Origin of the sequence: Conyzicola lurida, from assembly GCF_014204935.1 — a bacterium.
Lineage (GTDB): Bacteria > Actinomycetota > Actinomycetes > Actinomycetales > Microbacteriaceae > Conyzicola > Conyzicola lurida.
Genome location: NZ_JACHMJ010000001.1, coordinates 3,160,023 through 3,184,630 on the forward strand (window position 1 = coordinate 3,160,023; position 24,608 = coordinate 3,184,630).

At 69.1% G+C, this 24,608-nt stretch carries 25 protein-coding genes; 11 read left to right on the top strand and 14 right to left on the bottom strand.

Going from position 1 to position 24,608, the window contains the following annotated elements; translation table 11 throughout:
* Window positions 1–61: 61 nt before the first annotated feature.
* From HD599_RS15415 to HD599_RS15435, 5 genes are all read left to right on the top strand, one after another.
* Window positions 62–1,342: an ABC transporter substrate-binding protein gene (locus tag HD599_RS15415; RefSeq protein ID WP_425489166.1), complete on the top strand. Its 1,281-nt coding sequence runs from the start codon at window positions 62–64 to the stop codon at window positions 1,340–1,342.
* A gap of 77 nt (window positions 1,343–1,419) precedes the next feature.
* Entirely contained in the window at window positions 1,420–2,385 is a 966-nt protein-coding gene (locus HD599_RS15420; protein WP_184239174.1) for a carbohydrate ABC transporter permease, read from the top strand.
* Window positions 2,382–3,263, top strand: a complete 882-nt coding sequence (locus HD599_RS15425) for a carbohydrate ABC transporter permease (RefSeq protein WP_184239177.1) — start codon at window positions 2,382–2,384, stop codon at window positions 3,261–3,263. The genes HD599_RS15420 and HD599_RS15425 overlap by 4 nt, the downstream gene beginning before the upstream one ends.
* Window positions 3,260–4,708: a GH1 family beta-glucosidase gene (locus HD599_RS15430; RefSeq protein ID WP_184239179.1), complete on the top strand. Its 1,449-nt coding sequence runs from the start codon at window positions 3,260–3,262 to the stop codon at window positions 4,706–4,708. The genes HD599_RS15425 and HD599_RS15430 overlap by 4 nt, the downstream gene beginning before the upstream one ends.
* A gap of 95 nt (window positions 4,709–4,803) precedes the next feature.
* On the top strand, window positions 4,804–5,826 hold the full coding sequence (locus tag HD599_RS15435) for a LacI family DNA-binding transcriptional regulator (RefSeq protein ID WP_184239181.1): 1,023 nt from the start codon (window positions 4,804–4,806) through the stop codon (window positions 5,824–5,826).
* On the opposite strand, the gene lspA is transcribed toward HD599_RS15435, so the two are convergent.
* Together lspA and HD599_RS15445 are read right to left on the bottom strand one after the other, a co-directional pair.
* Entirely contained in the window at window positions 5,823–6,371 is a 549-nt protein-coding gene (lspA, locus tag HD599_RS15440) for a signal peptidase II (protein WP_184239183.1), read from the bottom strand. The genes HD599_RS15435 and lspA overlap by 4 nt on opposite strands.
* Before the next feature lie 140 nt (window positions 6,372–6,511).
* A complete protein-coding gene (locus HD599_RS15445) occupies window positions 6,512–6,997 on the bottom strand; it encodes an Lrp/AsnC family transcriptional regulator (RefSeq protein ID WP_184239185.1) in 486 nt (161 codons plus the stop codon).
* A 124-nt stretch (window positions 6,998–7,121) separates the two neighbouring features.
* Between HD599_RS15445 and ald the strand changes: the two genes are divergently transcribed.
* Both ald and HD599_RS15455 read left to right on the top strand, forming a co-directional pair.
* Entirely contained in the window at window positions 7,122–8,234 is a 1,113-nt protein-coding gene (gene ald, locus HD599_RS15450; protein ID WP_184239187.1) for an alanine dehydrogenase, read from the top strand.
* A gap of 88 nt (window positions 8,235–8,322) precedes the next feature.
* Entirely contained in the window at window positions 8,323–9,159 is an 837-nt protein-coding gene (locus HD599_RS15455; protein ID WP_184239189.1) for a hypothetical protein, read from the top strand.
* A gap of 160 nt (window positions 9,160–9,319) precedes the next feature.
* Here HD599_RS15455 and HD599_RS15460 read toward each other — a convergent pair whose 3' ends face one another.
* The 7 genes from HD599_RS15460 to HD599_RS15490 form a co-directional block, all read right to left on the bottom strand.
* Window positions 9,320–9,607, bottom strand: coding sequence for a hypothetical protein (locus tag HD599_RS15460; protein WP_184239191.1), 288 nt, complete (start codon window positions 9,605–9,607; stop codon window positions 9,320–9,322).
* A 558-nt stretch (window positions 9,608–10,165) separates the two neighbouring features.
* Window positions 10,166–10,474: a hypothetical protein gene (locus HD599_RS15465; RefSeq protein WP_184239194.1), complete on the bottom strand. Its 309-nt coding sequence runs from the start codon at window positions 10,472–10,474 to the stop codon at window positions 10,166–10,168.
* Window positions 10,475–10,483: 9 nt separating this feature from the next.
* A complete protein-coding gene (locus HD599_RS15470; RefSeq protein ID WP_184239197.1) occupies window positions 10,484–11,254 on the bottom strand; it encodes a heme ABC transporter ATP-binding protein in 771 nt (256 codons plus the stop codon).
* Window positions 11,251–12,309: an iron chelate uptake ABC transporter family permease subunit gene (locus HD599_RS15475; RefSeq protein ID WP_184239199.1), complete on the bottom strand. Its 1,059-nt coding sequence runs from the start codon at window positions 12,307–12,309 to the stop codon at window positions 11,251–11,253. Before HD599_RS15475 ends, HD599_RS15470 begins: the two co-directional genes overlap by 4 nt.
* Window positions 12,288–13,337, bottom strand: a complete 1,050-nt coding sequence (gene lplAB / locus HD599_RS15480; RefSeq protein WP_184239201.1) for a lipoate-protein ligase LplAB — start codon at window positions 13,335–13,337, stop codon at window positions 12,288–12,290. Before lplAB ends, HD599_RS15475 begins: the two co-directional genes overlap by 22 nt.
* Window positions 13,338–13,370: 33 nt before the next feature.
* A complete protein-coding gene (locus HD599_RS15485) occupies window positions 13,371–14,246 on the bottom strand; it encodes an alpha/beta hydrolase (RefSeq protein ID WP_343062106.1) in 876 nt (291 codons plus the stop codon).
* 34 nt (window positions 14,247–14,280) lie between these two features.
* The gene (locus tag HD599_RS15490; protein WP_184239205.1) at window positions 14,281–15,186 is read right to left on the bottom strand and encodes a ribokinase; all 906 of its coding nucleotides are present in this window, start codon (window positions 15,184–15,186) and stop codon (window positions 14,281–14,283) included.
* A gap of 72 nt (window positions 15,187–15,258) precedes the next feature.
* On the opposite strand from HD599_RS15490, the gene HD599_RS15495 reads away from it, so the two are divergent.
* On the top strand, window positions 15,259–15,675 hold the full coding sequence (locus tag HD599_RS15495) for a MarR family winged helix-turn-helix transcriptional regulator (RefSeq protein WP_184239207.1): 417 nt from the start codon (window positions 15,259–15,261) through the stop codon (window positions 15,673–15,675).
* On the top strand, window positions 15,672–16,997 hold the full coding sequence (locus tag HD599_RS15500; protein WP_184239209.1) for an MFS transporter: 1,326 nt from the start codon (window positions 15,672–15,674) through the stop codon (window positions 16,995–16,997). Before HD599_RS15495 ends, HD599_RS15500 begins: the two co-directional genes overlap by 4 nt.
* Before the next feature lie 66 nt (window positions 16,998–17,063).
* Here HD599_RS15500 and HD599_RS15505 read toward each other — a convergent pair whose 3' ends face one another.
* From HD599_RS15505 to HD599_RS15525, 5 genes are all read right to left on the bottom strand, one after another.
* Window positions 17,064–17,408 (bottom strand): DUF3140 domain-containing protein, encoded by a 345-nt coding sequence (locus tag HD599_RS15505; RefSeq protein ID WP_184239211.1) that lies wholly within the window; start codon window positions 17,406–17,408, stop codon window positions 17,064–17,066.
* Between the two features lie 147 nt (window positions 17,409–17,555).
* The gene (locus HD599_RS15510) at window positions 17,556–18,401 is read right to left on the bottom strand and encodes a transglutaminase family protein (protein ID WP_184239213.1); all 846 of its coding nucleotides are present in this window, start codon (window positions 18,399–18,401) and stop codon (window positions 17,556–17,558) included.
* A complete protein-coding gene (locus HD599_RS15515) occupies window positions 18,398–19,327 on the bottom strand; it encodes an alpha-E domain-containing protein (protein ID WP_184239215.1) in 930 nt (309 codons plus the stop codon). Before HD599_RS15515 ends, HD599_RS15510 begins: the two co-directional genes overlap by 4 nt.
* A complete protein-coding gene (locus HD599_RS15520; protein ID WP_184239217.1) occupies window positions 19,321–21,021 on the bottom strand; it encodes a circularly permuted type 2 ATP-grasp protein in 1,701 nt (566 codons plus the stop codon). Before HD599_RS15520 ends, HD599_RS15515 begins: the two co-directional genes overlap by 7 nt.
* Before the next feature lie 56 nt (window positions 21,022–21,077).
* Entirely contained in the window at window positions 21,078–22,010 is a 933-nt protein-coding gene (locus HD599_RS15525) for a dihydrodipicolinate synthase family protein (RefSeq protein WP_184239220.1), read from the bottom strand.
* A 139-nt stretch (window positions 22,011–22,149) separates the two neighbouring features.
* On the opposite strand from HD599_RS15525, the gene HD599_RS15530 reads away from it, so the two are divergent.
* On the top strand, window positions 22,150–23,367 hold the full coding sequence (locus HD599_RS15530; RefSeq protein WP_184239222.1) for a cobalamin-independent methionine synthase II family protein: 1,218 nt from the start codon (window positions 22,150–22,152) through the stop codon (window positions 23,365–23,367).
* 107 nt (window positions 23,368–23,474) lie between these two features.
* Window positions 23,475–24,608 (top strand): RDD family protein, encoded by a 1,134-nt coding sequence (locus HD599_RS15535; RefSeq protein WP_184239224.1) that lies wholly within the window; start codon window positions 23,475–23,477, stop codon window positions 24,606–24,608.

Here is a 24,608-nt window from a genome sequence, read left to right on the forward strand (position 1 = left end):
GAGAGCGCTCTCACAGCCCGTGTGTGCGCCTGCGGAATCTCCCATCCACGCACACAAAGGAGTGACCGTGAAGGTTTCACGACGCACAACAGCAACAGTGGTCGCGGGCGCAGCAGTGTTCGCCCTCGTCGCGACCGGCTGCAGCAGCAACCCGGCCGAAGGTGGTGAGGACGGCGACATCACCCTCACCGTCGCCACCTTCAACGACTTCGGCTACACGCCCGAGCTCTTCGCCGAGTACGAGGCATCGCACCCCGGCATCACCATCAAGCACAACAAGGCAGCGACGTCGGACGACGCCCGCGCCAACTACTTCACCAAGCTCGGCGCCGGCTCCGGCCTCGCCGACGTCGAGGCCGTCGAGATCGACTGGTTCGCCGAACTGCTGCAGTACTCCGACAAGCTCACCGACCTGTCGTCCGACAGCGTCGACGGCCGTTGGCTCGACTGGAAGGAAGCCGCGGCGACCGACGCCGACGGCAAGCTCATCGCCTACGGCACCGACATCGGACCCGAGGCCATCTGCTACCGCTCCGACCTGTTCGCCGCGGCAGGCCTGCCGACGGACCGCACCGAGGTTGCGGCCCTGCTCGAGGGCGACTGGGACAACTACTTCTCCGTCGGCGAGCAGTTCACCGCCGCGAGCGACTCCGCCTGGTTCGACGCCTCCGGCGCCATGATCCAGGGCATCCTCAACCAGGAGGAAGAGACTCTCGAGTCGAAGGACGGCGAGGTCATCGCCACCACGAACCCCGTCGTCAAGGACGCCTACGAGCAGGTCCTCGCGGTCAGCCCCGAGCTCTCCGCCCACTTCACGCAGTGGAGCGACGACTGGAACGCCGGCTTCGCCAACGGCGCCTTCGCCACGATGCTCTGCCCGAGCTGGATGCTCGGCATCATCGAGGGCAACGCGGCCGAGGTCACCGGCTGGGACATCGCCAACGTGTTCCCCAACGGCGGCGGCAACTGGGGCGGCTCGTACCTCACGGTCCCGGCCCAGGGCGCGCACACCGAAGAGGCGAAGGAGCTCGCCGACTGGCTGACCGCTCCCGAGCAGCAGCTCACCACGTTCGTGCAGACCGGCAACTTCCCCAGCCAGCTGGACCTGCAGACGTCTGAGGAGCTCACCTCGATCACCCGTCCGTACTTCAACGACGCTCCGACCGGCCAGATCTTCTCCGACCGCGCCACCGCCGTCACCGTCGCTCCCTACAAGAGCGTGAAGTACTTCCCCGTGATGAGCACCCTGCAGGACGCCATCACCCGCGTCGACGTGGACAAGACGCAGTCTGCCGACGAGTCGTGGAAGCAGTTCGAAGCCGACGTCGCCGCCCTCGGCTAAGCACCGTCGCTGATCGGGCCGGCCTTCACGGGCCGGCCCGGTCTCTCGTCTCATCCGCCTCGACACCTAGGACCACCATGACAACCGCCCTGCTCGACGACAGACAGGTCAGGCGCATCGCGTTCGGCAACCGGCTGAGCCACTGGGACTTCAAGCTCTCGCCCTACCTCTACGTCTCGCCGTTCTTCATCCTCTTCGCTCTCACCGGACTGTTCCCCATCCTCTACACCGCCTACGTCTCGGTGTACGACTGGCACATCATCGGCGGCCAGGGCGACTTCGTCGGACTCGGCAACTTCGAGTGGGTGCTCGGCCAGGAGAAATTCTGGCTCGCCCTGCGCAACAGCTTCAGCATCTTCCTGCTGTCCGCCATCCCGCAGGTGATCTTCGCCCTGATCATCGCGGCGGTGCTCTCCGACAACCTGAGGGCCAAGACCTTCTGGCGCATGGGCGTGCTCGTGCCCTACGTCGTCGCGCCCGTCGCCGTCGCCCTCATCTTCAGCAACATGTTCGGCGACCAGTACGGCCTGATCAACAACCTGCTCGGCCGCATCGGGCTCGACCCGGTGGGCTGGCACTCGCAGGTCGTGCCGAGCCACCTCGCCATCGCGACGATGGTCAACTTCCGCTGGACCGGCTACAACGCCCTCATCTTCCTCGCCGCCATGCAGGCGATCCCGCGCGACTACTACGAGGCGGCGATGCTCGACGGCGCGACCAAACTGCGCCAGTTCTTCTCCATCACTATCCCGTCTCTGCGCCCCACCCTCATCTTCGTGATCATCACGTCGACCATCGGCGGCCTGCAGATCTTCGACGAGCCGCGCATGTACGACCAGTCCGGCCAGGGCGGCGCCAGCGCGCAGTGGCTCACGATCACCATGTTCATCTACAACCAGGGCTTCGGCCAGACCGGCGGAGGCCAGTTCGGCCACGCCGCCGCGGCCGCCTGGCTGCTCTTCATCATCATCATCGTGGTGGGGCTCATCAACCTCGCGGCGACGAGGGCAATCGCGAGCGCGGGAACGAGAAACGGCAAATGACCACGACACAGGCTCCCGGCTGGTACACCCGTCGCAAGGCGAAGTCCGCCGCCACCAACAAGCCGGGCATCCTCGGCTACGCGTTCCTCACGGTCGTGATCCTCGGTGCCCTGTTCCCGCTGTACTGGTCATTCCTGATCGGTAGCGGCGATTCATCCACTATCACCAAACAGGACATCGACTGGCTGCCGGGCGGCAACTTCCTCAAGAACGCCGCGGCCGTGATCAACGAACCGAGCGTCGGCTTCTGGAAGGCGTTCACCAACAGCATCATCGTGTCGACCGTCGTCTCGGCGTCGGTCGTGCTCTTCTCCACCCTGGCCGGCTACGCCTTCGCCAAGCTGAAGTTCAAGGGCAGCCGCGGCATGCTGCTGTTCATCATCGCCACGATGGCCGTGCCGACCCAGCTCGGCATCGTGCCGCTCTTCATCGCCATGTCGCAGTGGTTCCACCTCAGCGGCACGCTGCTCGCGGTCATCATCCCGGCACTCGTCACGGCGTTCGGCGTGTTCTGGATGACGCAGTACCTGACCCAGTCGCTGCCGGACGAGCTCATCGAGGCCGCCCGTGTCGACGGCGCGAGCATGATCCGCACGTTCTGGCACGTCGGGCTGCCCGCCGCCCGCCCGGCCGCGTCGATGCTCGCCCTCTTCACGTTCGTGGCGACCTGGACCAACTTCTTCTGGCCGTTCATCATCCTGGACAGTAACAATCCGACGCTGCCCGTGGCATTGTCGCTACTGCAGAGCAATTACTTCGTCGACTATTCGATCGTGCTGGCCGGCGTACTGCTGTCCACGATCCCGCTCCTCATCCTCTTCGCGGTGGCGGGCAAGCAACTGGTTTCAGGAATTATGCAAGGAGCAATCAAGGGATGACCCACCTCACCAGCCTCGCCGGCACACCGCTGGCAAGCTCCTCCACGGACAACAGGTCGTTCCCGCCGGACTTCCTGTTCGGCGTCGCGACCGCTGCCTACCAGATCGAGGGCGCCGCCCACGAGGACGGCCGCACCGACTCCATCTGGGACGCGTTCGCCCGCGTGCCCGGCGCGGTCGTCGACGGCCACAACGGCGACGTCGCCTGCGACCACTACCACCGCTACGAGAGCGACGTCGCGATGATGGCCGATCTCGGCCTGCAGACGTACCGGTTCTCGACCTCGTGGTCGCGCATCCGTCCCGACGGCGGCCCGGTCAACCACACGGGCCTCGACTTCTACTCGCGGCTCGTCGACTCGCTGCTCGAGAACAACATCAAGCCGTGGCTCACGCTCTACCACTGGGACCTCCCGCAGGCGCTGGAGGAGAAGGGCGGCTGGGCCAACCGCGACACCGCCTACCGCTTCGCCGAGTACGCGACCGACGTGCACGCCGCGCTCGGCGACCGGGTCGACAACTGGACGACGCTCAACGAGCCGTGGTGCTCGTCGTTCCTCAGCTACATCGGCGGCGAGCACGCCCCCGGGCGCCAGGACGTCGAAGCGGGACTCGCGGCCGGCCACCACCTGCTGCTCGGCCACGGCTTGGCGGTGCGCGAGCTGCGCCAGGCCGACCCGTCGCTCGGCCTCGGCATCACGCTCAACCTCACGGTTCCCGACCCGGTCGACCCGACCGACGCCGGCGACGTGGATGCCGCCCGCCGCATCGACGGGCAGTTCAACCGGTTCTTCCTCGACCCGATCTTCCGTGGCGAGTACCCCGTCGACGTGCTGGCCGACCTCGCCGGCCTCGGGCTCGAGAAGTACGTGCTGCCGGGGGACCTCGAGATCATCTCGACGCCCATCGACGCCCTGGGCGTGAACTACTACCACGGCGAGGCCCTCAGCTCGCATCCCGTCGAGCGCGAGATGTCGACCGCCGCTCCCTCCGAGCGGCCGAAGCGTTCCCCGTTCCCCGCGGCGGAGGGCATCCATTGGCGCCTCCGCGACCTGCCCCTCACGGCCATGGACTGGGAGGTACAGCCCGAGGGGCTCACCCGCCTGCTCGTGCGCATCGACGAGGAGTACACCGGCGACACCGTCAAGCTGTACGTCACCGAGAACGGTGCCGCCTACGACGACGAGGTCGAGCCGGATGGCGCGGTGCACGACGCGGAACGAACCGAGTTCCTGCGGCTGCACCTCGGCGCCATCCTCGATGCGGTCGACGCCGGCGTCGACGTGCACGGCTACTTCTACTGGTCGCTGATGGACAACTACGAGTGGGCGTGGGGGTACCACAAGCGGTTCGGCATCGTGCGGGTCGACTACGACACGCTCGAGCGCAGCTACAAGGACAGCGCCATCGAGTACCAGCGGGTGATTGCGGGGCGCGCGCTGTAGCGTTCGGTTCGGGTTGCCGCGGCTCCGGCCGCGGCATCCCGCACGTCGGGCGAAGTCCCTAGAATTACAGCCACACCACTCGAAGGGCTCCAGCGATGAATGCTGCACCGTTGCGACGCCTCCCGCCCACGCTCGAGGCCGTCGCCGCCGCCGCCGGCGTCTCCCGGTCGACCGTGTCCCGGGTCGTCAACGGCTCCACCCGCGTGAGCCCCGACGTGCTCACCGCGGTGACCGCCGCGATCGAAGAGCTGCAGTACATCCCCAACCGGGCCGCGCGGTCGCTCGCCAACCGGCAGACGATGGCGATCGCCCTCGTCGTGCCGGAGGAGACGACACGCTTCTTCGGCGACCCGTACTTCGCTTCGATCGTGCACGGCATCACCAAGGGGCTCGAGCCCAGCGACTACGTGCTGACCCTGCAGCTGACCAGCCCGTTCTCGCCGTCGGAGAAGACAGTGCGCTACCTGCTCGGCGGCAACGTCGACGGGGCGCTCGTGGTCTCGCACCACTCGGGCGACCACTTCCTCGCGAGCCTCGGCAAGGAACTGCCCGTCGTTTTCGGCGGCCGCCCTCTGCGGCCCGACGAGCAGACGAGCTACTTCGTCGACGTCGACAACACGGCCGCGGCGGAGATGGGCACGCAGTTCTTGATCGATCTCGGCCGCACCCGAATCGCGACGATCTCCGGTGCCGCCGACATGCCCGCGGGCATCGACCGCGCTGCCGGGTGGAAGCGGGCGATGGACGGCGCGGGCCTGCGCAGCGATCTGCTCGCGGACGGCGACTTCACCATGGCCGGCGGCGCGCGCGCGATGCGGGAGCTGCTCGACCGTGCACCCGACCTCGACGCCGTCTTCGTCGCGAGCGACCTGATGGCCACGGGTGCCGTCTCCGTCCTGCGCGAGCGCGGCCGCGTCATCCCGGCGGACGTCGCCGTCGTCGGTTTCGACGACAGTCCCGCCGCGACGAGCGGCGAGGTCGAGCTGACCACCGTGCATCAACCGTCCGTGGAGATGGGCGAGGCGATGGCGCACATGCTGCTCGCGCTGCTGCGCGGCGAAGACCCCGAGCCGGTCAACATCATGCCGACTCGCATCGTGGTGCGGGCGAGTACCTAGTCGACGGGAGTCTCGTCGCTCGCGGACGTGGACGCCTTGGGCGTCGTGGTGATCGAGACCGGGCGGCCCATCAGGGTGAGCAGGACGAGCATGACCGCGCCGACGAAGATCGCGATGTCGGCGACGTTGCCGATGAAGAAGTCCGCGTAGGCGATGAAGTCGACGACGTGCCCGCGGCCGAAGCCGGGGTCGCGGAACAGGCGGTCGCCGAGGTGCGTCGTCGCCCCGCCGAGCAGCAGGCCGAGGGCGACCATCCAGCCGACCGAGGTCACGCGGCGGGCGTACCAGGCGATGAGGATGACGGCCAGACCGGTGAGGATCGCGAAGATCCAGGTGTACTCGGTGCCGATCGAGAATGCGGCGCCGGGGTTGTAGACCAGCACGAAACGGATGAGGTCGCCGATGAACGGCACCACTTCGCCGTTGCCGAGGGCGGACTCCGCCCACCACTTGCTGCCCTGGTCGAGCAGGATCACCACGACGGCGATGAGCACGACGGCCCAGAACAGGCGGCGCGGGGCGGGGGCGGGGGTGGTTTCGGTCACCCGTCGATTATCCCGGACGTAGGGGGTTGAGCCTGCGCGGTGGAGCTATGGGAATCGCGCCAGCGATTCCGCGACCCCAGCGCCGAGGGAGCCTGCGACCGAGGTTCACGCGCAGACGAGTTTCGACAGGCTCAACCCGCTCAGACCGCGAGGCGCGGGGTGTGGTGCTCGAAGACCAGGCTCGTGCGCGTCGACGCGACCGACGGGTGCGCCGACAGGTTGTCCACGACGAACTGGCGCGCGTGGTCGGTGTCACGCGTCGCGATGTGCAGGATGAAGTCCTCGGCGCCGCCGAGGAAGAACACCTGCACGACCTCGGGCAGCTGCCGCATCTCGTCGGAGAACTGCGCGATCGCCTTCCGGGCCCCGACGCGGATGTTCACGCTGATGAGCGCCTCGAGCCCCAGGCCGAGCGACCGCGGGTTGAGGTCGGCGTGGAATCCGCGCACGACACCGCGTTCGATCAACGACCGCACCCGGGTCAGACTCGTGGATGGCGCGATCCCAACCTCCTCGGCGAGGCGCGCGTTCGACATCCGCGCGTCGTCGCGCAGCAGGCGGATCAGCTGCAGGTCGATGTCGTCGAGCGGCTCGTAGCGGCGAATTATCTCCGGGGCCGATGCCATCGATGCATCGCTTGCAGAAGATTCAGGCAACTTTGTCGTCATTTCACGAATTATATGCGGCAGAAACGTGGCCGAAACGAAGCACAGCCAGAATTTCAGCACACCCACCACGAACGGATAAACCATGCGCGTCGGAGTCCCCAGCGAGATCAAGAACAACGAAAACCGCGTCGCGCTGACGCCGGCCGGCGTGCACGAGCTCGTGCGTCGCGGGCACGAGGTCGTCATTCAGGCCGGAGCCGGCGAGGGCGCGCAGATCCCCGACGAGCTCTACATCGCCGCCGGCGCGACGATGCTCGCAACCGCGGACGAGGTCTGGGCCGCCGGCGACCTGCTGCTCAAGGTCAAGGAGCCGATCGCCGAGGAGTACCCGAAGATGCGCTCGGGGCAGGTGCTCTTCACCTACCTGCACCTCGCCGCTTCGCGCCCGTGCACCGACGCGCTGCTCGCGGCCGGCACCACGTCGATCGCCTACGAGACCGTCCAGCTTCCCGACCGCACCCTGCCGCTGCTCTCGCCCATGAGCGAGGTCGCCGGCCGCCTCTCGGCCCAGGTGGGCGCGATGCAGCTCATGAGCCCGAACGGCGGAGGCGGCATCCTCATGGGTGGTGTTCCCGGCACGGCGAAAGCCAAGGTCGTCGTGATCGGCGGCGGCGTCGCCGGCGAGCACGCCGCGGCCAACTCGCTCGGCATGGGTGCCGAAGTGACCGTCGTCGACCTGTCGATCCCGCGCCTGCGCCAGCTCGAGGGCCAGTACCCCGGCCTCAAGACCGCGGTCTCCACGAGCTACGCCATCGCCGCGCTCGTCAAGGAGGCCGACCTCGTCATCGGCTCGGTTCTCATCCCCGGGGCGGCGGCACCCAAACTCGTCACCGACGAGATGGTCGCCGGCATGAAGCGCGGCAGCGTGCTGGTCGACATCGCGATCGACCAGGGAGGATGCTTCGAGGGCAGCCGAGCGACGACCCACGACGACCCCACGTTCACCGTTCACAACAGCACCTACTACTGCGTCGCAAACATGCCGGGCGCGGTCGCGCAGACGTCGACGCAGGCACTGACCAACGCGACGCTGCCCTACGTGCTGCAGATCGCCGACCGCGGCTGGCTCGGCGCGATCACGGCGAACGCACCGCTCGCGAAGGGACTGTCGACGCACGAGGGCGCGCTCTACAACGCCGAAGTCGCGGAGGCGCTCGGCTACGCGTCGAAGGAACTCGCGAGCCTGATCGGGTAGTTGACTGCGAACTTTCACGCGGCGTGCAGGATTCGCACAGGGCACCTCGGGCAGGCTGGAACTCCAGCCACACTGAAAGGCCCGAATCATGAGCAACTTCCAGCGCATGCTGAAACTGGCGTCGAAAGCACTCGACAAGAACGGCCAGTCGTCGTCGACCGGTTCCGGTCAGACCGACTGGCGGAGCGTCGTGCGCACCGTCGCGGACAAGGTGACCGGGGACGAGCGTTCCACGACCTCGCCCGCTTCCTCCTACTCCTCCCGTCCCGATGACGCGCGACCCGCTGCCCAGCGTCCCGCCGCCGCGGGTCCCGCCGCCGCGCGTCCCGCCGCGCCCGCGAGCGCCGAGGACCGCGCGGCGCTCGCCCGCTACGACTACCTGCTCAAGACCGCTGCTCCGGAGCAGCTCGAGCAGGTGCACCGTGAGGCATTCGCGCGCCTCACCCCGGCGCAGCGCGACCAGGTGGACGCGCAGCTGCGTTCCGAGCTGCCCGCGAACGAGCAGCCCGCCTCCGCGAGCCCCGACGACCTCGCCCGCTCGGCGGCGCGCGGCGAAGCGCGCAACCCCGGCTTCCTCAAGGGCCTCTTCTCCAAGGCCTCCGGTCGCGGAGTCGGCGGCGCTGCCGCCGGACTCGGCGTCGGAGCGGTAGCGGGTGCCGGCATCGGCGCCGCGGGCGGACTGCTCGCGGCGGTCGCCGGTGGCGCGATCGTGAGCAGCGTCGCGGCTCCCCTGCTCGAGCAGGCCGCGGGCATGGGCGTCGACTTCGAGAACCTCGCGAACCTCGGCGAGCTGGGCGACTTCAGCGGTCTCGCCGAGGGCGCGGAAGGCTACGTCGGCGGACTCGGCGAGCAGGTCGCGGACTTCGGGTCGAACTTCGAGATCCCGGGGCTCGGCTCACTGGGCGGCCTGTTCGGTCGCGACTAGCGCCGGGCTCGGGCGCGGGTCGTCGGACGCCTCTCGCTGGCAGCCACGCGCCCGTTCAACAGGACGATTTGCCGCGTTCGCACGCTCGACAGGGCCGTTTGCGGGGCGTCGGCCGCGGCATCCTGTCGACCGGCTGGCCCGGGAGCGGCCGTGACACGCTCTAGAGGAGCGACAGCACCGTCACGAGCGCGATCGGCAACCCGCCGACCGCGACGGCGATAGCGCCGAAAATGAAGCCGAGCAGCGACACCCGTGCGCCAGCGAGCATCGGGTCCGCGATCAGGCGACGGCGCGACACCAGACCGGCGGCGATTGCGGCCAGGCCGACCGCCGCCGCGGTGAGCGGGCCGACGAACAGCATCGTCAGCGCGGCCACTCCGAGCGCGAACGACACCAACGCCGAGGTCGCGATTCGCGCGGGCACGACCGGAGGCGCAATCTCGTCCACACCCGTCTCCAATCGATTGATACTCAGCTTATGGGTGCGACCCGGTTTCGGCCAGAGCCACTTCGCCGAGAGCGACCGCCGATCCCGACGCCACGACGCGCGATCGCCCGGGTTTGCGCGGCGAACAGGCCGAGTGGCCGCGTTCGCACGCTCGACAGGGCCGTTTGCGAGGCGTCGGCCGCGGCATCCTGTCGACCGGTGATGGCAGACGGCCGCGCCGACGGCGGATGTTCGAAATAGCTGTGCCGCGCTGAGGTGGCATAACGAAATCGCGGACGCCGCGGGGCCGGGACTCGCCGCCTGGGCCGCACCGCCCTGCTACCCCGTCGCCCGATGGTCGCACTGCAAGCGGAGGCACCTCGTGCGCGGCACAGCACCGAGCCGCGCTGAGGTGTGTCGACCGCGCGCCCGCACGAACCAGCGCGTGCGCAACAAAACTCAGCGCGCCCGGGACAATCCTGCGCGCCCGCGACAAACCTCCGCGAGCGCGACGTCGCTCAGCGCCGCATAGCCGAATGCGCCGCCCGACGGGGTCGACACGAGCGCAGGCAGGGTGGGCTAGTGCCGCGGGCCTCGGCGCTCGACGCGCACGTCGTCGTCGAGGTCGATTTCGACCTTGCCTCCGTAGATGCCGAGGTCTCCGTCGCCGGCGAGCGGGGCGGGGGCGGGCAGCACGGTCTGGCGGTCGAGCTCGATCTGGGCCTCGTTACGCGTCGGGTTGAAGACCTCGTCGCCGATTCCCATCACACCGCCGCGCGGGCCGTTGGTCTCGTTCTTGTTCGAGAGATCGATCCAGCCGAATCGGGAGGCGACGAAGATGGCGATGCACGCCAGTACCACGACCCCGAAGACGATCCACCCGTTCACCCCACCAGCTTAGACAGGAAATGACCCCCGAACGGGGAGAATCACGGGTCGGCCGTTCTGCTCGCGCACCTCGACGGGCAGCCCGTAGACGCGTTCTACCCGCTCGGCGGTGAGTACTTCGGCCGGGGTTCCGACGGTGTCGAGCCGGCCGGACGCGATCAGCGCCACGCGGTCGGCGTAGGCCGCGGCGAGCGAGAGGTCGTGCACCACGACCACGACGGCGCGGCCCGCACGGGCGAGCACGGCGGCGGTCGCCATGACCTCCTCTTGGTGGCGCAGGTCGAGCGCCGCGGTCGGTTCGTCGAGAAAAACCGTCGGCGTGCCCTGTGCCAGCACGCGCGCGAGGGACACCCGCGCCTTCTCGCCTCCGGAGAGCGACGTGTACCGGCGGGCGGCGAGGTGTGCGACATCCGTAGCTCTGATCGCCTCGGCGATCGCCGCCTCGTCGTCGGCGCTGTCGGCCGTGCGCGCCCACGGGCTGCGACCCATCTCCACGACCTCGGCGACGGTGAACGGGAAGCTCACCTGGTTCTCCTGGGTGAGCACGCTGCGCAGCCGGGCGAGTTCCACGTGTCGAATCGAGCGGATGTCGCGGCCGTCGATCCGCACCGACCCGGTGCTCGGCGTGACGTCGCCGCTCAGCACGGAGAGCAGCGTCGACTTGCCGGCGCCGTTCGGGCCGACGAGGGCGAGCAGCTCGCCCGCGACGATGTCGATGCTGACGCCGTCGAGAACGGGGTGCGCGTCGAATGCGACACCGACGCCCTCGGCGCGGATCATGCCCATCCCCCGCTGCGCTTGCGCTGCCGGTAGAGCAGGTAGAAGAAGAACGGCCCGCCGATGAGCGAGGTGAGCATGCCGATCGGAAGGTCGGCGCCGGGTACGACGGTGCGGGCGACGAGGTCGGCGATGCTGATGAGCGCGCCGCCGCCGACCGCGCTCGCGACGATGAGCGGCCGGTGCGACGGGCCGATCGCCATGCGGATCACGTGCGGCACCACGAGCCCGACGAACGCGATGATGCCGCAGAAGGCGACGGCCACGCCGGTGAGCAGGGCGACGAGCACGATCGACACGATGCGCAGCGACTCGACGTTGACCCCGAGGTGGCGCGCGTTGCGTTCCCCGAGCGCGAGCAGGTCGTAGCGGCGGCCGAGCACCACCGCGGCGACGAGCCCGACCAGCATGACCGGCACCACGATGGCGACTTCGCGCCAGAGCGATCCGTTGAGCGACCCGAGCTGCCAGAACGTGATCTGCTCGCGGCTGGCCGTGTCCCCGGCAAAGAGCAGGAAGGCCAGCCCCGCGCCCGCGAACGCGTTGATCGCGATGCCGGTGAGCAGCAGGGTGACGACCTCGGTGCGGCCGTTGGCCCGCGAGACGAAGTAAACGACGAGGGTCGCGGCGAGCCCGCCGAGGAACGCCAGGACCGCGATGCTCCAGCTGCCGATCGCGGTGACGCCGAAGACGATCGCGGCGGCCGCGCCCAGAGCGGCACCCGACGAGACGCCGACGACACCGGGTTCCGCGAGCGGGTTGCCGAAGATCGCCTGCATGACGGCACCCGCGACCGCGAGGGCGGCGCCGACGGCGAGGCCCATCACGATGCGGGGGAAGCGCACGATCCAGATGGTCGATTCGACGATCGGGTCGGCGGGCGCCCAGCCGTTGGGGATGCCCGCCGCGCGCAGTAGCGAACCCACGATCTCGGCGGGGGTGATGGGCAGCTGGCCGACCATCGACGAGGCGAGCACCGAGGCGACGAGCACGACGGCGAGAACGACGGAGAGCAGGATGCCCCGGGAGACACGGGTCACGGAACGCGCTGCAGCCACTCGTCAGTGCCGAACTTCTCGGTCACCAGCGTTTCGGCCTTGGCCCTCTCCTCGGGAGTGATCTCGCTCGGCGTCGCCCCGTAGAGCTTCTCGAACGTCTCCACCATGCGGTCGATGATCGCGGTGCGCTCGAGGCCGGTCTGGCTGCGCAGCGGGTCGACGCGCTTGGCGGCGCTCTTCGTGCCCTTGTCGCTCATCTTCTCGCGGCCGATGCGCAGCACCTGCACCATCTTCTCGCCGTCCATGTCGTAGCTCATGGTGACGTGGTGCAGCACCGCACCGTTGCCGAGACGCTTCTGGGCGGCGCCGCCGATCTTGCCGGTGGGGCTCGTGATGTCGTTGAGCGGCTGGTACGTGGCCTCGATGCCGAGCGACTTGAGCGCGACGAGCACCCAGTCGTCGAGGAACGCGTAGGAGTCGGCGAAGCTCATGCCCTGCACGAGGTCGGCCGGCACGTAGATCGAGTAGGTGATGACGGCGCCCGAGTCCATGAACATCGCCCCGCCGCCGCTGATGCGGCGCACGACGTCGAAGCCGAACTTGTCCGCGTTGTCGCGGTCGACCTCGTTCTTGAGCGACTGGAAGCTGCCGATGACGACCGCCGGTTCGTTCCACTCCCAGATGCGCAGCGTCGGCTTGCGGCGTCCGGCACCCACTTCTTCGGCGAGCACCTGGTCGAGCGCCATCTGCAGCACGGGACGCTCGGCGCTGCCGTGCACGACCTGCCACTCGTAGTCACGCCACGACGTCGCCCGCTGCAGCGCGCGGCGGATCGCGGTCGCGACGCCCTCGGGGCTGAAGCCGAGCAGCGTCGCCCCTTCGGGCAGGGATTTCTGGATGGCGGACGCGATAGTCACCGCGTCCGAGTCGGCGGGCAGCCCGTTGACCGCGTCGTCGATCGCTTCGAGCGCGCTGTCGGGCTCGAGGAAGAAGTCGCCCGCGAGGCGGAATCCCGAGATCCTCTCGTCGACGACCTCGAGGTCGACGACGACGAGCTTGCCTCCCGGCACCTTGAATTCGCCGTGCATAAACGGGCCTTCCTCGTGAGTTGTCAGGTAAGCCTAACTCGCCGAGGGAAGGTGGGCTTCGAGCCATTCGACCAGGTCGGCGTAGACCTCGACCCGGTTGGTCTCGTTGAAGATCTCGTGGCGTGCCCCCGCGTAGACGACGACCTCGACGTGGGTCAGGCCGCCCCGCCGGATGTAGCTCTCGGCGAGCGTGCGCACGCTGCGTTCCCCTCCGAGCGGGTCTTCCTCGCCGATCATGATGAGCAGCGGCACGTCGGCGGCGAGGCGGCGCTTCGGTTTGCCGAACAGGCGCAGCCCGTCGCGCACGCCGAACAGCTTGAGCGCGTCGGCGTAGAAGGTGAGGTCGTCGTCGACGAACCCCTGCGCGACCGAGGCGTCGCGGCTCAGCCATTCGAACCCGGTGTCGCCGAGCGACTTGTGCGTCTTGTTGAGGTCCCCCGCGTTCATGTGCCGCGGCGACCGGTAGGCGGTTCCGGTGAAGACGACGGCGGCGAAGTCGGCGATGTGCTCGTTGATGAGATCCTGGCCGAGCAGCGATCCCCAGGAGTGGCCGAGGTAGACGATGGGGACGCCGGGATGGTCTTTCTGGATGACGCCGGTGAACTGGTGCAGATCGGCGACCGCCGCGCGGTGTCCGCCGTCGCCGAGCCGCCCGAGCTTCGAGCGGTCGCCGTCGTGCTGGGCGAGGCCGGTGCGGCCGTGGCCGCGGTGGTCGTCGGCGTAGACCGTGTAGCCCTGGTTGACGAGCACCTGGGCGAGGTCTTCGTAGCGCGCCGCGTGGTCGCCGAGGCCGTGGGCCAGCTGCACGATCGCCTTGGGTTTGGCGGCGTTCCACACGTAGTAGTAGATCGTCACACCCTGCGCGTCGACGAACTCGTGCTCGTCACGCATCGCGGTGAATGTGGGCACCATAGCCTCCTCGGTTGAGGCAATAGTACTGACGTCACACCGCGAGAAGATCGTTCACTTCTGCGCGCGTCGGCAGGCCGTCACGTGCCCCGATCGCGCGCGTGGACAGCGCGCCGGTGGCCGCCGCGAACCGCAGAGCGTCGGGCACCGTCTGACCCTCGGCGAGCGCCACGGCGAGCGCGCCGTTGAACGAGTCGCCGGCGCCGGTGGTGTCGACCGGTCGGGCCGGGAACGCGTCCTGGTGGTGCGGGGCTTCGCCCGGTGCGACGAGGTCGGCGCCGTCGCCGCCGCGCGTCACGATCACGGTGCCCACACCCACGGCCTGCAGCGACTCGACCGAGCCGAGGGCCTCGAGTTCGGTGTCGTTAGGGGTGAGGATGTCGACGAGCGCGAGCAACTCCGCCGGCAGCGCTTCCGCGGGGGCCGGCGCCGGGTTGAGGATGAACGTCCACCCCTCGGAACGCGCGACGCGTGCCCAGGCCGTCACGGTGTCGACCGGCACCTCGAGACAGGCGAGTACCACGGCCGGCTTCCCGGCGAAGGGCGCGGCCGTGGCCGCGGCATCCGCCCCACTGACCAGGGCGTTCGCACCCGGGTTGATGATGATGGAGTTCTCGCCGCTCGTGTCGATGACGACCGCGGCCACGCCGGTCGGAGCGTCGACCCGGGCCACGCTGTCGAGGTTGACGCCCTCGGCGTCGAGGGCCGCCCAGGCCTGGTCGCCGAGCTCGTCGGTGCCGATCGCCGCGACGAAGCGCACGTCGCCGCCGAGCCGCGCGGCCGCCGCGGCCTGGTTGGCGCCTTTGCCGCCCGGCACGATGCGGAAGGTCTCGCTCGTCACCGTCTGGCCCGGCTTCGGGAAGGCGGCGAGGCCGGTGAAGAGCAGGTCCATGTTGACGGACCCGACGACGATGACGGGGGTGGGGGAGGCGGAAGGCATCCCCCGATTATGCCGGTAGCCACGGCATCGGCACTTTACTTAGCATGGCTAATTACCTATGCTAAGCAATAGATGACGAACGAACTCGCCCACCAGCTGCGCCAGACGATCCTGCGCCTCGCCCGCCGCGTGCGGGCCGAGCGTGCCGACGATGCGATGAGCGACGGCAAGCTGTCGGTGCTGTTCATCCTCGTGAACCAAGGCGCGCAGACGCTCGGCTCGCTCAGCGAGGTCGAGCGGGTCACCCCGCCGTCGATGAACCGCACGATCAACTGGCTCGTCGAGCACGGGTTCGTCAGCCGCGAGAGCGACGCCACGGACGGCCGGAAGGTCGTGATCGACGTGACGGACGCCGGACGCCGGCTCGTGAAGGAGACCCGGCGCAAGCGCGACGCGTGGTTCTCGTCGCGGCTCGCCACGCTGACCCCGGAGGAACGCGCGACGCTCGAGAGTGCCGAGGCGATCCTGAGGAGGCTCGCCGACCAATGAGTGCCATGTTCCGCTCGCTGAGCGGCATCAACTACCGCCTGTGGTTCGGGGGCGCCCTCGTGTCGAACATCGGCACCTGGATGCAGCGCACCGCGCAGGACTGGATCGTGCTGACGATGCTGACCGACAACGACGCCGTCGCGGTCGGCATCACCATGGCGCTCCAGCTCGGCCCGCAGCTGTTGCTCGTGCCGTGGTCGGGGCTCATCGCCGACCGCTTCGACCGGCGCAAGCTGCTCATGCTCACCCAGTCGCTCATGGCCGCGCTGGGGGTGGCGCTCGGCCTGATGGTGCTGTTCGGCGTCGCCGAGCTGTGGCACGTCTACGCGTTCGCCTTCGCGCTCGGCGTCGTCTCGGCGATCGACGCCCCCGCGCGTCAGGCTTTCGTCTCCGAATTGGTGAGCGAGAAGGACCTGCCCAACGCGGTGTCGCTCAACTCGGCATCGTTCAACGCCGCACGCCTCGTCGGGCCCGCGGTCGCCGGCGTGCTGACCGTGGCGGTTGGCGCGGGGTGGGTGTTCCTGATCAACGCGATCACGTTCGCGGCGACCTTCGTCTCGCTCGCCCTGCTGCGCCGCGACAAGCTGCGGGTCTCGGAGCGGGCGCCGCGCGAGCCGGGGCAACTGCTCGAGGGGTTCCGCTACGTCGCCAAACGGCCGGACATCATCGCGATCATGGTCGCGGTCTTCATCGTCGGCACCTTCGGCCTCAACTTCGCGATCTTCACCGCCACCATGGCGCGGGTGGAGTTCGACCACGGCGCCGGCGAGTTCGGCCTGCTCTCGTCGGTGCTCGCGATCGGCTCGGTGACCGGTGCGCTGCTGTCGGCCCGGCGCGAGAAGCCGCGCATGCTGATCCTCTTCTCGGCCGCGGCCGCCTTCGGGGTGAGCTGCGCGATCTCCGCCGTGATGCCGACGTTCACCACGTTCGCACTCGCGCTGATCCTCGTCGGCTTCTCGTCGATCACCTTTATGACGACGGCGAACAGCATGGTGCAGACCACGACCGAGCCCGTGATGCGCGGCCGTGTGATGGCCCTCTACATGGCGATCTTTATGGGCGGCACCCCGATCGGCGCGCCCGTCGTCGGCTGGGTGTCGAACGAGTTCGGCCCGCGCTGGGCGCTCGGCGTCGGGGCCGCGTCCGGCATCCTGGCGGCGCTCGTCGGCGTGGTCTGGATGGTGGTGTCGAACGACCTGCGCGTGCACCGGCACCCGACCCGGCGCATCCGCTTCGTCATCAGCCACAGCATGGGGCGGCTGGGGCGGGCGGATGCCGCGGCCGAACTGGCGCTCGACGAAACGGTGGCGCGCAAGGCGTAGCCGAGCTCGCGGATTGAGCCTGCGAAGGAGGGCGATCGAGGGGTTTTCGACAGGCTCAACCCGCCCCTACTTCTTCAGCGGGTCATTGCCCCAGTTCATCAGCGAGTAGCGCCACGGCGTGTTCTCGATGTCGCCGTCGGGCCGTTGCGCGCTGTGCCGTTTCACGTAGCCGACCACCTTGCGCATCCACTCGATGTCAGCGTGGCTGAGGTCGGCTTTCTTCTTGTGCAGGATCGCGACGATCTTGCGCCCGGAGTGGTGGCCGACGGACTCGGCGCCCTCCGACGACTTCTGCCCGACATCCTTCGACTCGTCGGTGTCGAGCCATTTCTCGATCTGTGTCGCCGTCATGTTCACTGCGGAGTGGAAGTCGTTCCAGACGTCGTCGACGCCCTCGGTGCTTTTCGTCATGATTCCACGGTCGCCCGCGCGACGCGGCATGGCAAGGCCTTGCCAGCTGTCGCGCGCCGTATTTTCGCTATCGCGCCCGAAATTTCGGCCGCGACAGCGAGAAAACACCGCGCCACGGGTTTCGACAGGCTCAACCCGCGAGAGGCGTTACGCCTCCTTCGTGATCTCCACCTTGACGAAGAGCTCGCTGCCGTAGGGGCCCGCGTAGACGCCACGCAGCGGCGGCACGTCGTTGTAGTCGCGCCCGCGCCCGACCGTGACGTGACGGTCGCCGATGTCGATCGTGTTGGTCGGGTCGAAGCCGCGCCATTCGCCGCAGTACCACTCGACCCACGCGTGCGATTCGCCGGCGATGGTCTCCCCGATCGCGGCATCCGGCTTGGGGTGAAGGTACCCGGAGACGTAGCGCGCCGGGATACCGACGGAGCGCAGCGCCCCGAGAGCGAGGTGGGTGATGTCCTGGCAGACGCCCTTGCGCACGGCCCAGGCCTCTTTCGCGGTCGACGTGACCCCGGTGAAGCCCTGCATGTACTCCATGGCGTCGCCGATGGCGGAGCAGATCTCGAGCGCGGCGGCGCACGGGTCGGTGTGCCGGCCGGCGATCTCCGCGGCGAGCGCGACGACCTCGTCGGGCGGATCGGTGCGCCGCGTCTGCTTGATCTGCTCGATGTACGTGGTGGCCGACTCGGCCGAGGCGGTGAGCGCCTCCCAGGTCAGTTCCTGGTCGGCGTGGATGCGCGGGCGCACCTCGACCAGGCTCGTCGCGGTGAGCGATAGCTCCTTGTGCGGAGTCAGGATCTCGAACGACGACACCCGCGAACCCCAGTAGTCGACGTAGTTGTGCTGGCTCGAGATCGGCAGGATCTCGACGTGCGAGTAGAGCACGAGCTGGCCGTCGGCGCTCACGGGCAGCATGCGCGCCTCGTTGTACGACGCGGTCACGTCTCCGCCGTAGTGGAAACCGGTCATGTGCTTGATACGAAGGCGGTTCATGAGCTCTCCCCCACCCAGCTGGGTGCGGCGTTGGTCGGGAAGTACCGCTGGCGGATCGCTTCCGAGGCGGCGCTCGTCGCGGCCTGCACATTGTCCATGTGGCGGGGCAGGTCTTCGAGGATCTCGGCGATCGGCCGGTACTCGAGCTCGCTGCGGATCTGGCCGAGCTGGCGCTGCGCCTGGTCGGAGATGCCCACGCGCTCGGCCCGGGGTTCGAGGTCGCGCATGCACGCCTCGGCCCGGGAGACCGAGAAGAGGATGCTGCGCGGGAACAGTCGGTCGAGTAGCAGGAACTCGGCCGCGTTCTGGGCGCTCGGCATGCCGCGGTAGGTGCGCAAGTATGCCTCGTACGCGCCGCAGCTGCGCAGGATCGTGGTCCACGACGGGCCGCTCGCCTCGGTCAGGCTGCGGGTCGCGAGCAGTCGCGCGGTCATGTCCGCGCGCTCGAGGCTGCGGCCGAGGGTGAAGAACTGCCACGCCTCGTCGCGGCTCGTGGCCGACTCGATGATGCCGACGGCGAGCGCGCTACGTTCGCGCACCCAGCCGAAGAACTCGTGCACCTTGTCGCCCGAGACCTTGCGCGGCATCCGCGCCCGAGTCGTGTTGAGGCACTCCCACAACTCGGTCGAGACGATCTCGCGGGCCCGGCGGGCGTTCTCGCGGGCGGCGCCGAGAGAGTAGGCGATGGATGCCGGCTCGGAACGGTCGACCGCGAGGATCGAGAGGATATCGGCGCGGGTGAGCACCTGGTCCTCGGGTGCCTCGCTGCCCATCACGCTGAGGAGGGAGCGGCAGGCGAGGTCCTCCTCGATCCACGGGTCCTCGAGCAGCAGCTGGAGGTGCACGTCGAGGATGCGGGCGGTGCCGTCGGAGCGCTCGATGTAGCGGCCGATCCAGAACAGGCTCTCGGCGATGCGGCTCAGCATGATGCATCCTCCGACCCGGTCGCTGAGCCTGTCGAAGCGCCCGATGCGGGCCCTTCGACAAGCTCAGGGTCCGCTAGTTTCTGTTGTTGCTGCTGCTCCTGCTGCCCGTTGCCCTTCGGGCCGTCGAGCGGCGAGTGGTCCTGCAGGTGCTCGGCCGCGATGATCGGGATCGCCTGCGTGTTCGTGTTCGACGCCTGGTCGGCGACGAGACCCTGGATGCTGTGGCGCGACACCTGCAGCGGGTCGAGTCCGACGACCCATGTGTCCTTCGAGCCGCCGCCCTGCGAGCTGTTGACGACGAGTTCGCCCTCGGGCAGCGCGACGCGGGTGAGGCCGCCGGGCAGCACCCAGATGTCCTTGCCGTCGTTGACCGCGAAGGGGCGGAGGTCGGCGTGACGCGGGCGCATGCCGTCGTCGACGAGGGTGGGGATGGTCGACAGCTGCACGACGGGCTGCGCGATCCAGCCGCGCGGGTCCTTGATCAGGCTGTTGCGCAGCTTCTCCAGCTCGTCCTTCGAGGCGGCGGGGCCCACGACGAGTCCCTTTCCGCCGGAACCGTCGACGGGTTTCACGACGAGCTCGTCGAGCCGGTCGAGAACCTCTTCGAGCGCTCCCGGGTCTTCGAGGCGCCAGGTGTCGACGTTCTTGAGGATCGGCTCCTCGCCCAGGTAGTAGCGGGTGAGGTCGGGCAGGTAGGTGTAGACGAGCTTGTCGTCGGCCACGCCGTTGCCGACCGCGTTCGCGATCGTGACGTTGCCGAGGCGGGCAGCGAGCAGCAGACCGGGCGAGCCCAGCATCGAGTCGGCGCGGAACTGCAGCGGATCGAGGAACTCGTCGTCGACGCGGCGGTAGATCACGTCCACCCGGGTCGGGCCCGCGGTCGTCCGCATCCAGACGCGGCCTCCCGAGCAGAACAGGTCGCGGCCCTCGACGAGCTCGACGCCCATGAGGCGCGCGAGCAGGGTGTGCTCGAAGTACGCGGAGTTGTAGACACCCGGGGTGAGCACGACCACGTTGGGGTCGTCGACACCCTCCGGTGCGCTGGCCCGCAGTGCCTGCAGCAATTTGTGGGGGTATTCGCCGACCGGGCGCACGCGCATCGATACGAAGAGCTCGGGCAACGTCTGGGCCATGACCCGTCGGTTCGAGATCACGTAGCTGACGCCGGACGGCACCCGGACGTTGTCTTCGAGGACGCGCCATCCGCCCTGCTCGTCTCTGATCAGGTCGATGCCGCTGACCTGGATCCGCACGCCGTTGGCGGGCTCGATACCGGCCGCCTCGCGGTGGAAGTGGCTCGAGCTGGTGACGAGCTTGGCCGGGATCACCCCGTCCTTGATCGCCTCCTGCTTGCCGTAGATGTCGGCGAGGAAGGCCTCGAGCGCGCGCACGCGCTGCTTGATGCCGGACTCGACCTCGAGCCACTCGGCCTGCTCGATCACCCGGGGAACCGCGTCGAGCGGGAAGGGTCTCTCCTCGCCCGCGAAGTCGAAAGTCACCCCCTGGGCCAGGTAGGAACTCGCCAGGGCATCCGTTCTGCCCCGCAGTTCCTCCTGCGTCATCTGCGCGAGCGCGGCGTGGAGCGCCTTGTACGGCGGCCTCGCCTTTCCCGGCGTGGAAAACATTTCATCGAACGCGACCGCGCCAGTCCTGCGCGTGGTGGTGGCGCCATAGTCATCAAACAGGTCGCCCATGGCCCCACTCTAATCGGGCCATGTTGCGGCGTTGTTTCGGCCGTGCGTGTCGAAGATTACGAGCGGTCGGATGCCGCGGGCCGCCGCTCCGCCGTGCCCGGCAGCCCCAGCGCGGCGAACCCGGCGTCGAGCGCGGCCAGTGCGTCCGCGTCGATCTCGGCCGGCCGCCACCGGCTGATCGGGCGGAAGTCGAGCCCCGAACGCCGTGCGACCAGCGCCTTCGCCGAGTTCGGATAGGCGGGCGCCATCGCCGACTCCTGGGCGACGAGCGCGGCCTGCACGGCGGGCGCCCGCTCGTCGTCGGGGTTGGCGCAGAGCCAGGCCACGGTGTCGGGGTAGACGTTGACGACCCAGCCCGAGAGTCCGTGTACCCCGACCGCGACCGACTCGACGAGGCTCTCGATGCCGGCGTTGAAGACGCGCAGCGGCGTGCCCTCGGCCGCGGCGACGCGCTCGGCCATGACCGCGACGTCGTGGCTGGTCTCTTTGAAGAAGGAGAAGCGTCCGGTGTCGGCGATCCAGGCGATCAGATCGGTGGAGAACAGGCGGTGATACGGCAGGGGGCACTCGTAGATGCCGAAATCGACACCGGGGTTGGCGTCGAGGATGCGCTCGAGGCGCGCGCGCAGCTCGGTCTCGGAGGCGTCGGCGTCGACGAGCACCGAGGCGATCAGCACCACCGCGTCCACGCCGGTCGCGGCGAGCCGGGCGGCCGCCCGCGCCTGCTCGTCGGCCGAACCCGAGTCGGCGACGGCCGCGATCACGGGCACGCGGCCGGCAGCACGCGCGACGACGCGGGCGGCGAGGGCGAGCCGCTCCTCCTCGCTCAGGTCGAACATCTCGCCGGAGAGCGCACCGGGGAAGAGGCCGGCCGCGCCCTGCCTGATCAGCCAGTCGGTGTACCCGTCGACCACCGCCCAGTCGATCGTGAGGTCGTCGCTCAGCGGGGTGAGCATCACGGGCCAGGCGCCGGCGGGTAGGGCTGTCATCGCGGGGTCCAATCGTCGTCGATGCGGAAAGCGATTTCCAGCCTACGAGATCGCGGTGACGATCGCGACGGCCGCCGCGTGTTACGCCGTTCGACAGTGCGCCGAAACCGCGCGTAACACGCGTGCCACGATTGAGCACATGCTGAACAGTTCCGACCGCATCCAGACCACCCACGCCGGCAGCCTGCCCCGCACGCCCGAGCTCATCGCGGCCAACGAGGCGCGGGAGTTCGAGGAGGACGGCTTCACCTTCAAGCGCACCCCCGAGTACACACAGCTCGAGGGCGAGGCGGTCGCGGACCTCGTCGCTCGCCAGAAGGCCCTCGGCATCACGGTGCCCGGCGACGGCGAGTACGGCAAGGCCATGTCGAGCGCGGTGGACTACGGCGCGTGGTGGTCCTACTCGTTCCAGCGAGTGAGCGGCCTGTCGCTCGACGGCTCCAACATCTTCACCACCCCGCCCGTGCGCTCGACTCCCGGCAACGTGCGGCTCACCTCCTTCCCCGACCGCCGCGACCGCGAGCTCTTCGCCGAGGCGTACACCGACGGCGTCGAGACCGGCTCCGGCGCCACCCCGTTCCCCTCGACCACCGGCCCGATCTCGTACATCGGCCACGAGGCGATCGCGAACGACATCGCCAACCTCACGAGCGCCCTCGCGGCATCCGGCTTCACCGAGGGGTTCATCACCTCGATCGCTCCCGGCAGCGCCTCGCGCGTACTCAACGAGCACTACGCCACCGAGGAAGAGCACATCTGGGCGTGGGCCGACGCCCTGCACGAGGAATACAAGGCGATCACCGACGCCGGCCTCGTGGTGCAGATCGACGACCCGTCGATCGCCGAGAACTGGGACCAGATCAACCCCGAGCCGTCGATCGAGGACTACCGCGCCTTCACACGCATCCGCGTCGAGGCCCTCAACTACGCTCTGCGCGACCTGCCCGAAGACCAGATCCGTTTCCACCTCTGTTGGGGAAGCTGGCACGGGCCGCACACCACCGACATCGAGCTCAAGCACATCGTCGACCTCATGCTCGAGATCAACGCGGGCGCGTACTCGTTCGAAGCCGCCAACGCGCGTCACGAACACGAGTGGACCGTCTGGGAAGAGACGAAGCTGCCCGAGGGCAAGTTGATCCTGCCCGGCGTGATCGGCCACGCGACCAACGTCGTCGAGCACCCGGAGCTCGTGGCCCAGCGCATCGAGCGTTTCGCCTCGGCCGTCGGTCGCGAGAACGTGATCGCGTCGACCGACTGCGGACTCGGCGGACGCATCCACCCGCAGATCGCCGTCGCCAAGCTGGAAGCGCTCGGCCGCGGCGCCGAGCTCGCCACCGAGCGTCTCTGGCGCTAGCGGCACGGGCACCTCTGCCCATCGAGACCGCGCGGCCACTCTGACTAAGGTGGGAGTGGCCGCGCGACCGTGTCACCGCGCCGGCCCGACACATGGGGGTATTGCGAGTGAGCTTTGACGGCCTCGGCGTTCTGCCCGCTCCCCTCGGCCGACGTGCCCTCTCTTTTGCGGTGGATGCCGCGATCGTGGCGATCGCCGCCATTCCCGCGTTCATCGGCTACCCCCTGCTGCTCGCCGCAGCGCTCGCGGGCGACACGGGTTCGGGCCCGGTGCCGCTCGTCCTGGTGATCGTCGGCGTCGTGCTGGCCGACGCGGTCGTCATCGTGCAGCTCGTGCTGCACGGGCTGCGCGGCATCACCGTGGGCAAGAAACTGCTCGGCCTGCGGTCGGTCAACGTCGACACGCTGGAGAAGCCCGGGTTCTGGCGCGTCGTGCTGCGTGCGATCGTGCTCGGCGCGAGTTCGATCGTCCCCGTCGCCGGCCCCGCGGTGCTGCTCGCCTCCCCCCTGTGGGCGTCGAACGCGCAGAAGCGCGGCTGGCTCGACGCGGTCAGCCGCTCGGTACTCGTCGACGCGCGACTCGGCGTCGACCCGTACGACGCCACGGCGATGCGCGAGGCCCGCAAAGCGCGCGACCGCGCGAACGCCGAGCCCGCCCCCGAGGTTCCGTCGCTCGCCACGGGCACCGGCGCGCCCACTCCGTTCGCGCCGGGCACCCGCTCGCGATCGTCGATCGTCGGCGGCGCCCCCGCGACCGGCGCCCTCGCCGAAGCCGCCCCGGCCACCGCCGATCCCGCGGGTCCGGTCGCTCCGGCGACACCTCCCGCAGTTCCCTCCACTCCCGCCACGGGCTCGGTCGGCCTGCCGCCCGGCTTTGGCCAGGCCGCGGCGGCGACGCCCGCGGCGGAAGCGCTCCTCCTGGGCGAGAACGGTCTGCGCTACGCGCTCAAGGCGACCGCCGTGATCGGCCGCAATCCCGTCGCGGACCCCGCGAAGCCGGAGGCGGCGAGCATCATCGTCGCCGACGAGACCTTCTCGATGTCGAAGACGCACGCGCGGCTCGAGCTCGACGCCGACGGCGTGTGGGTCACCGACCTGAGTTCGAGCAACGGCACCGCCGCCGTGGACACGGCGGGCGCGTCATCCGATCTCACGGCGGGTACGCCCGCCCACGTCGCCTGGGGAGGCACCGTCCGTTTCGGCGACCGGGTCTTCACGGTCCACCAGTCCAGCAGTTTCTGA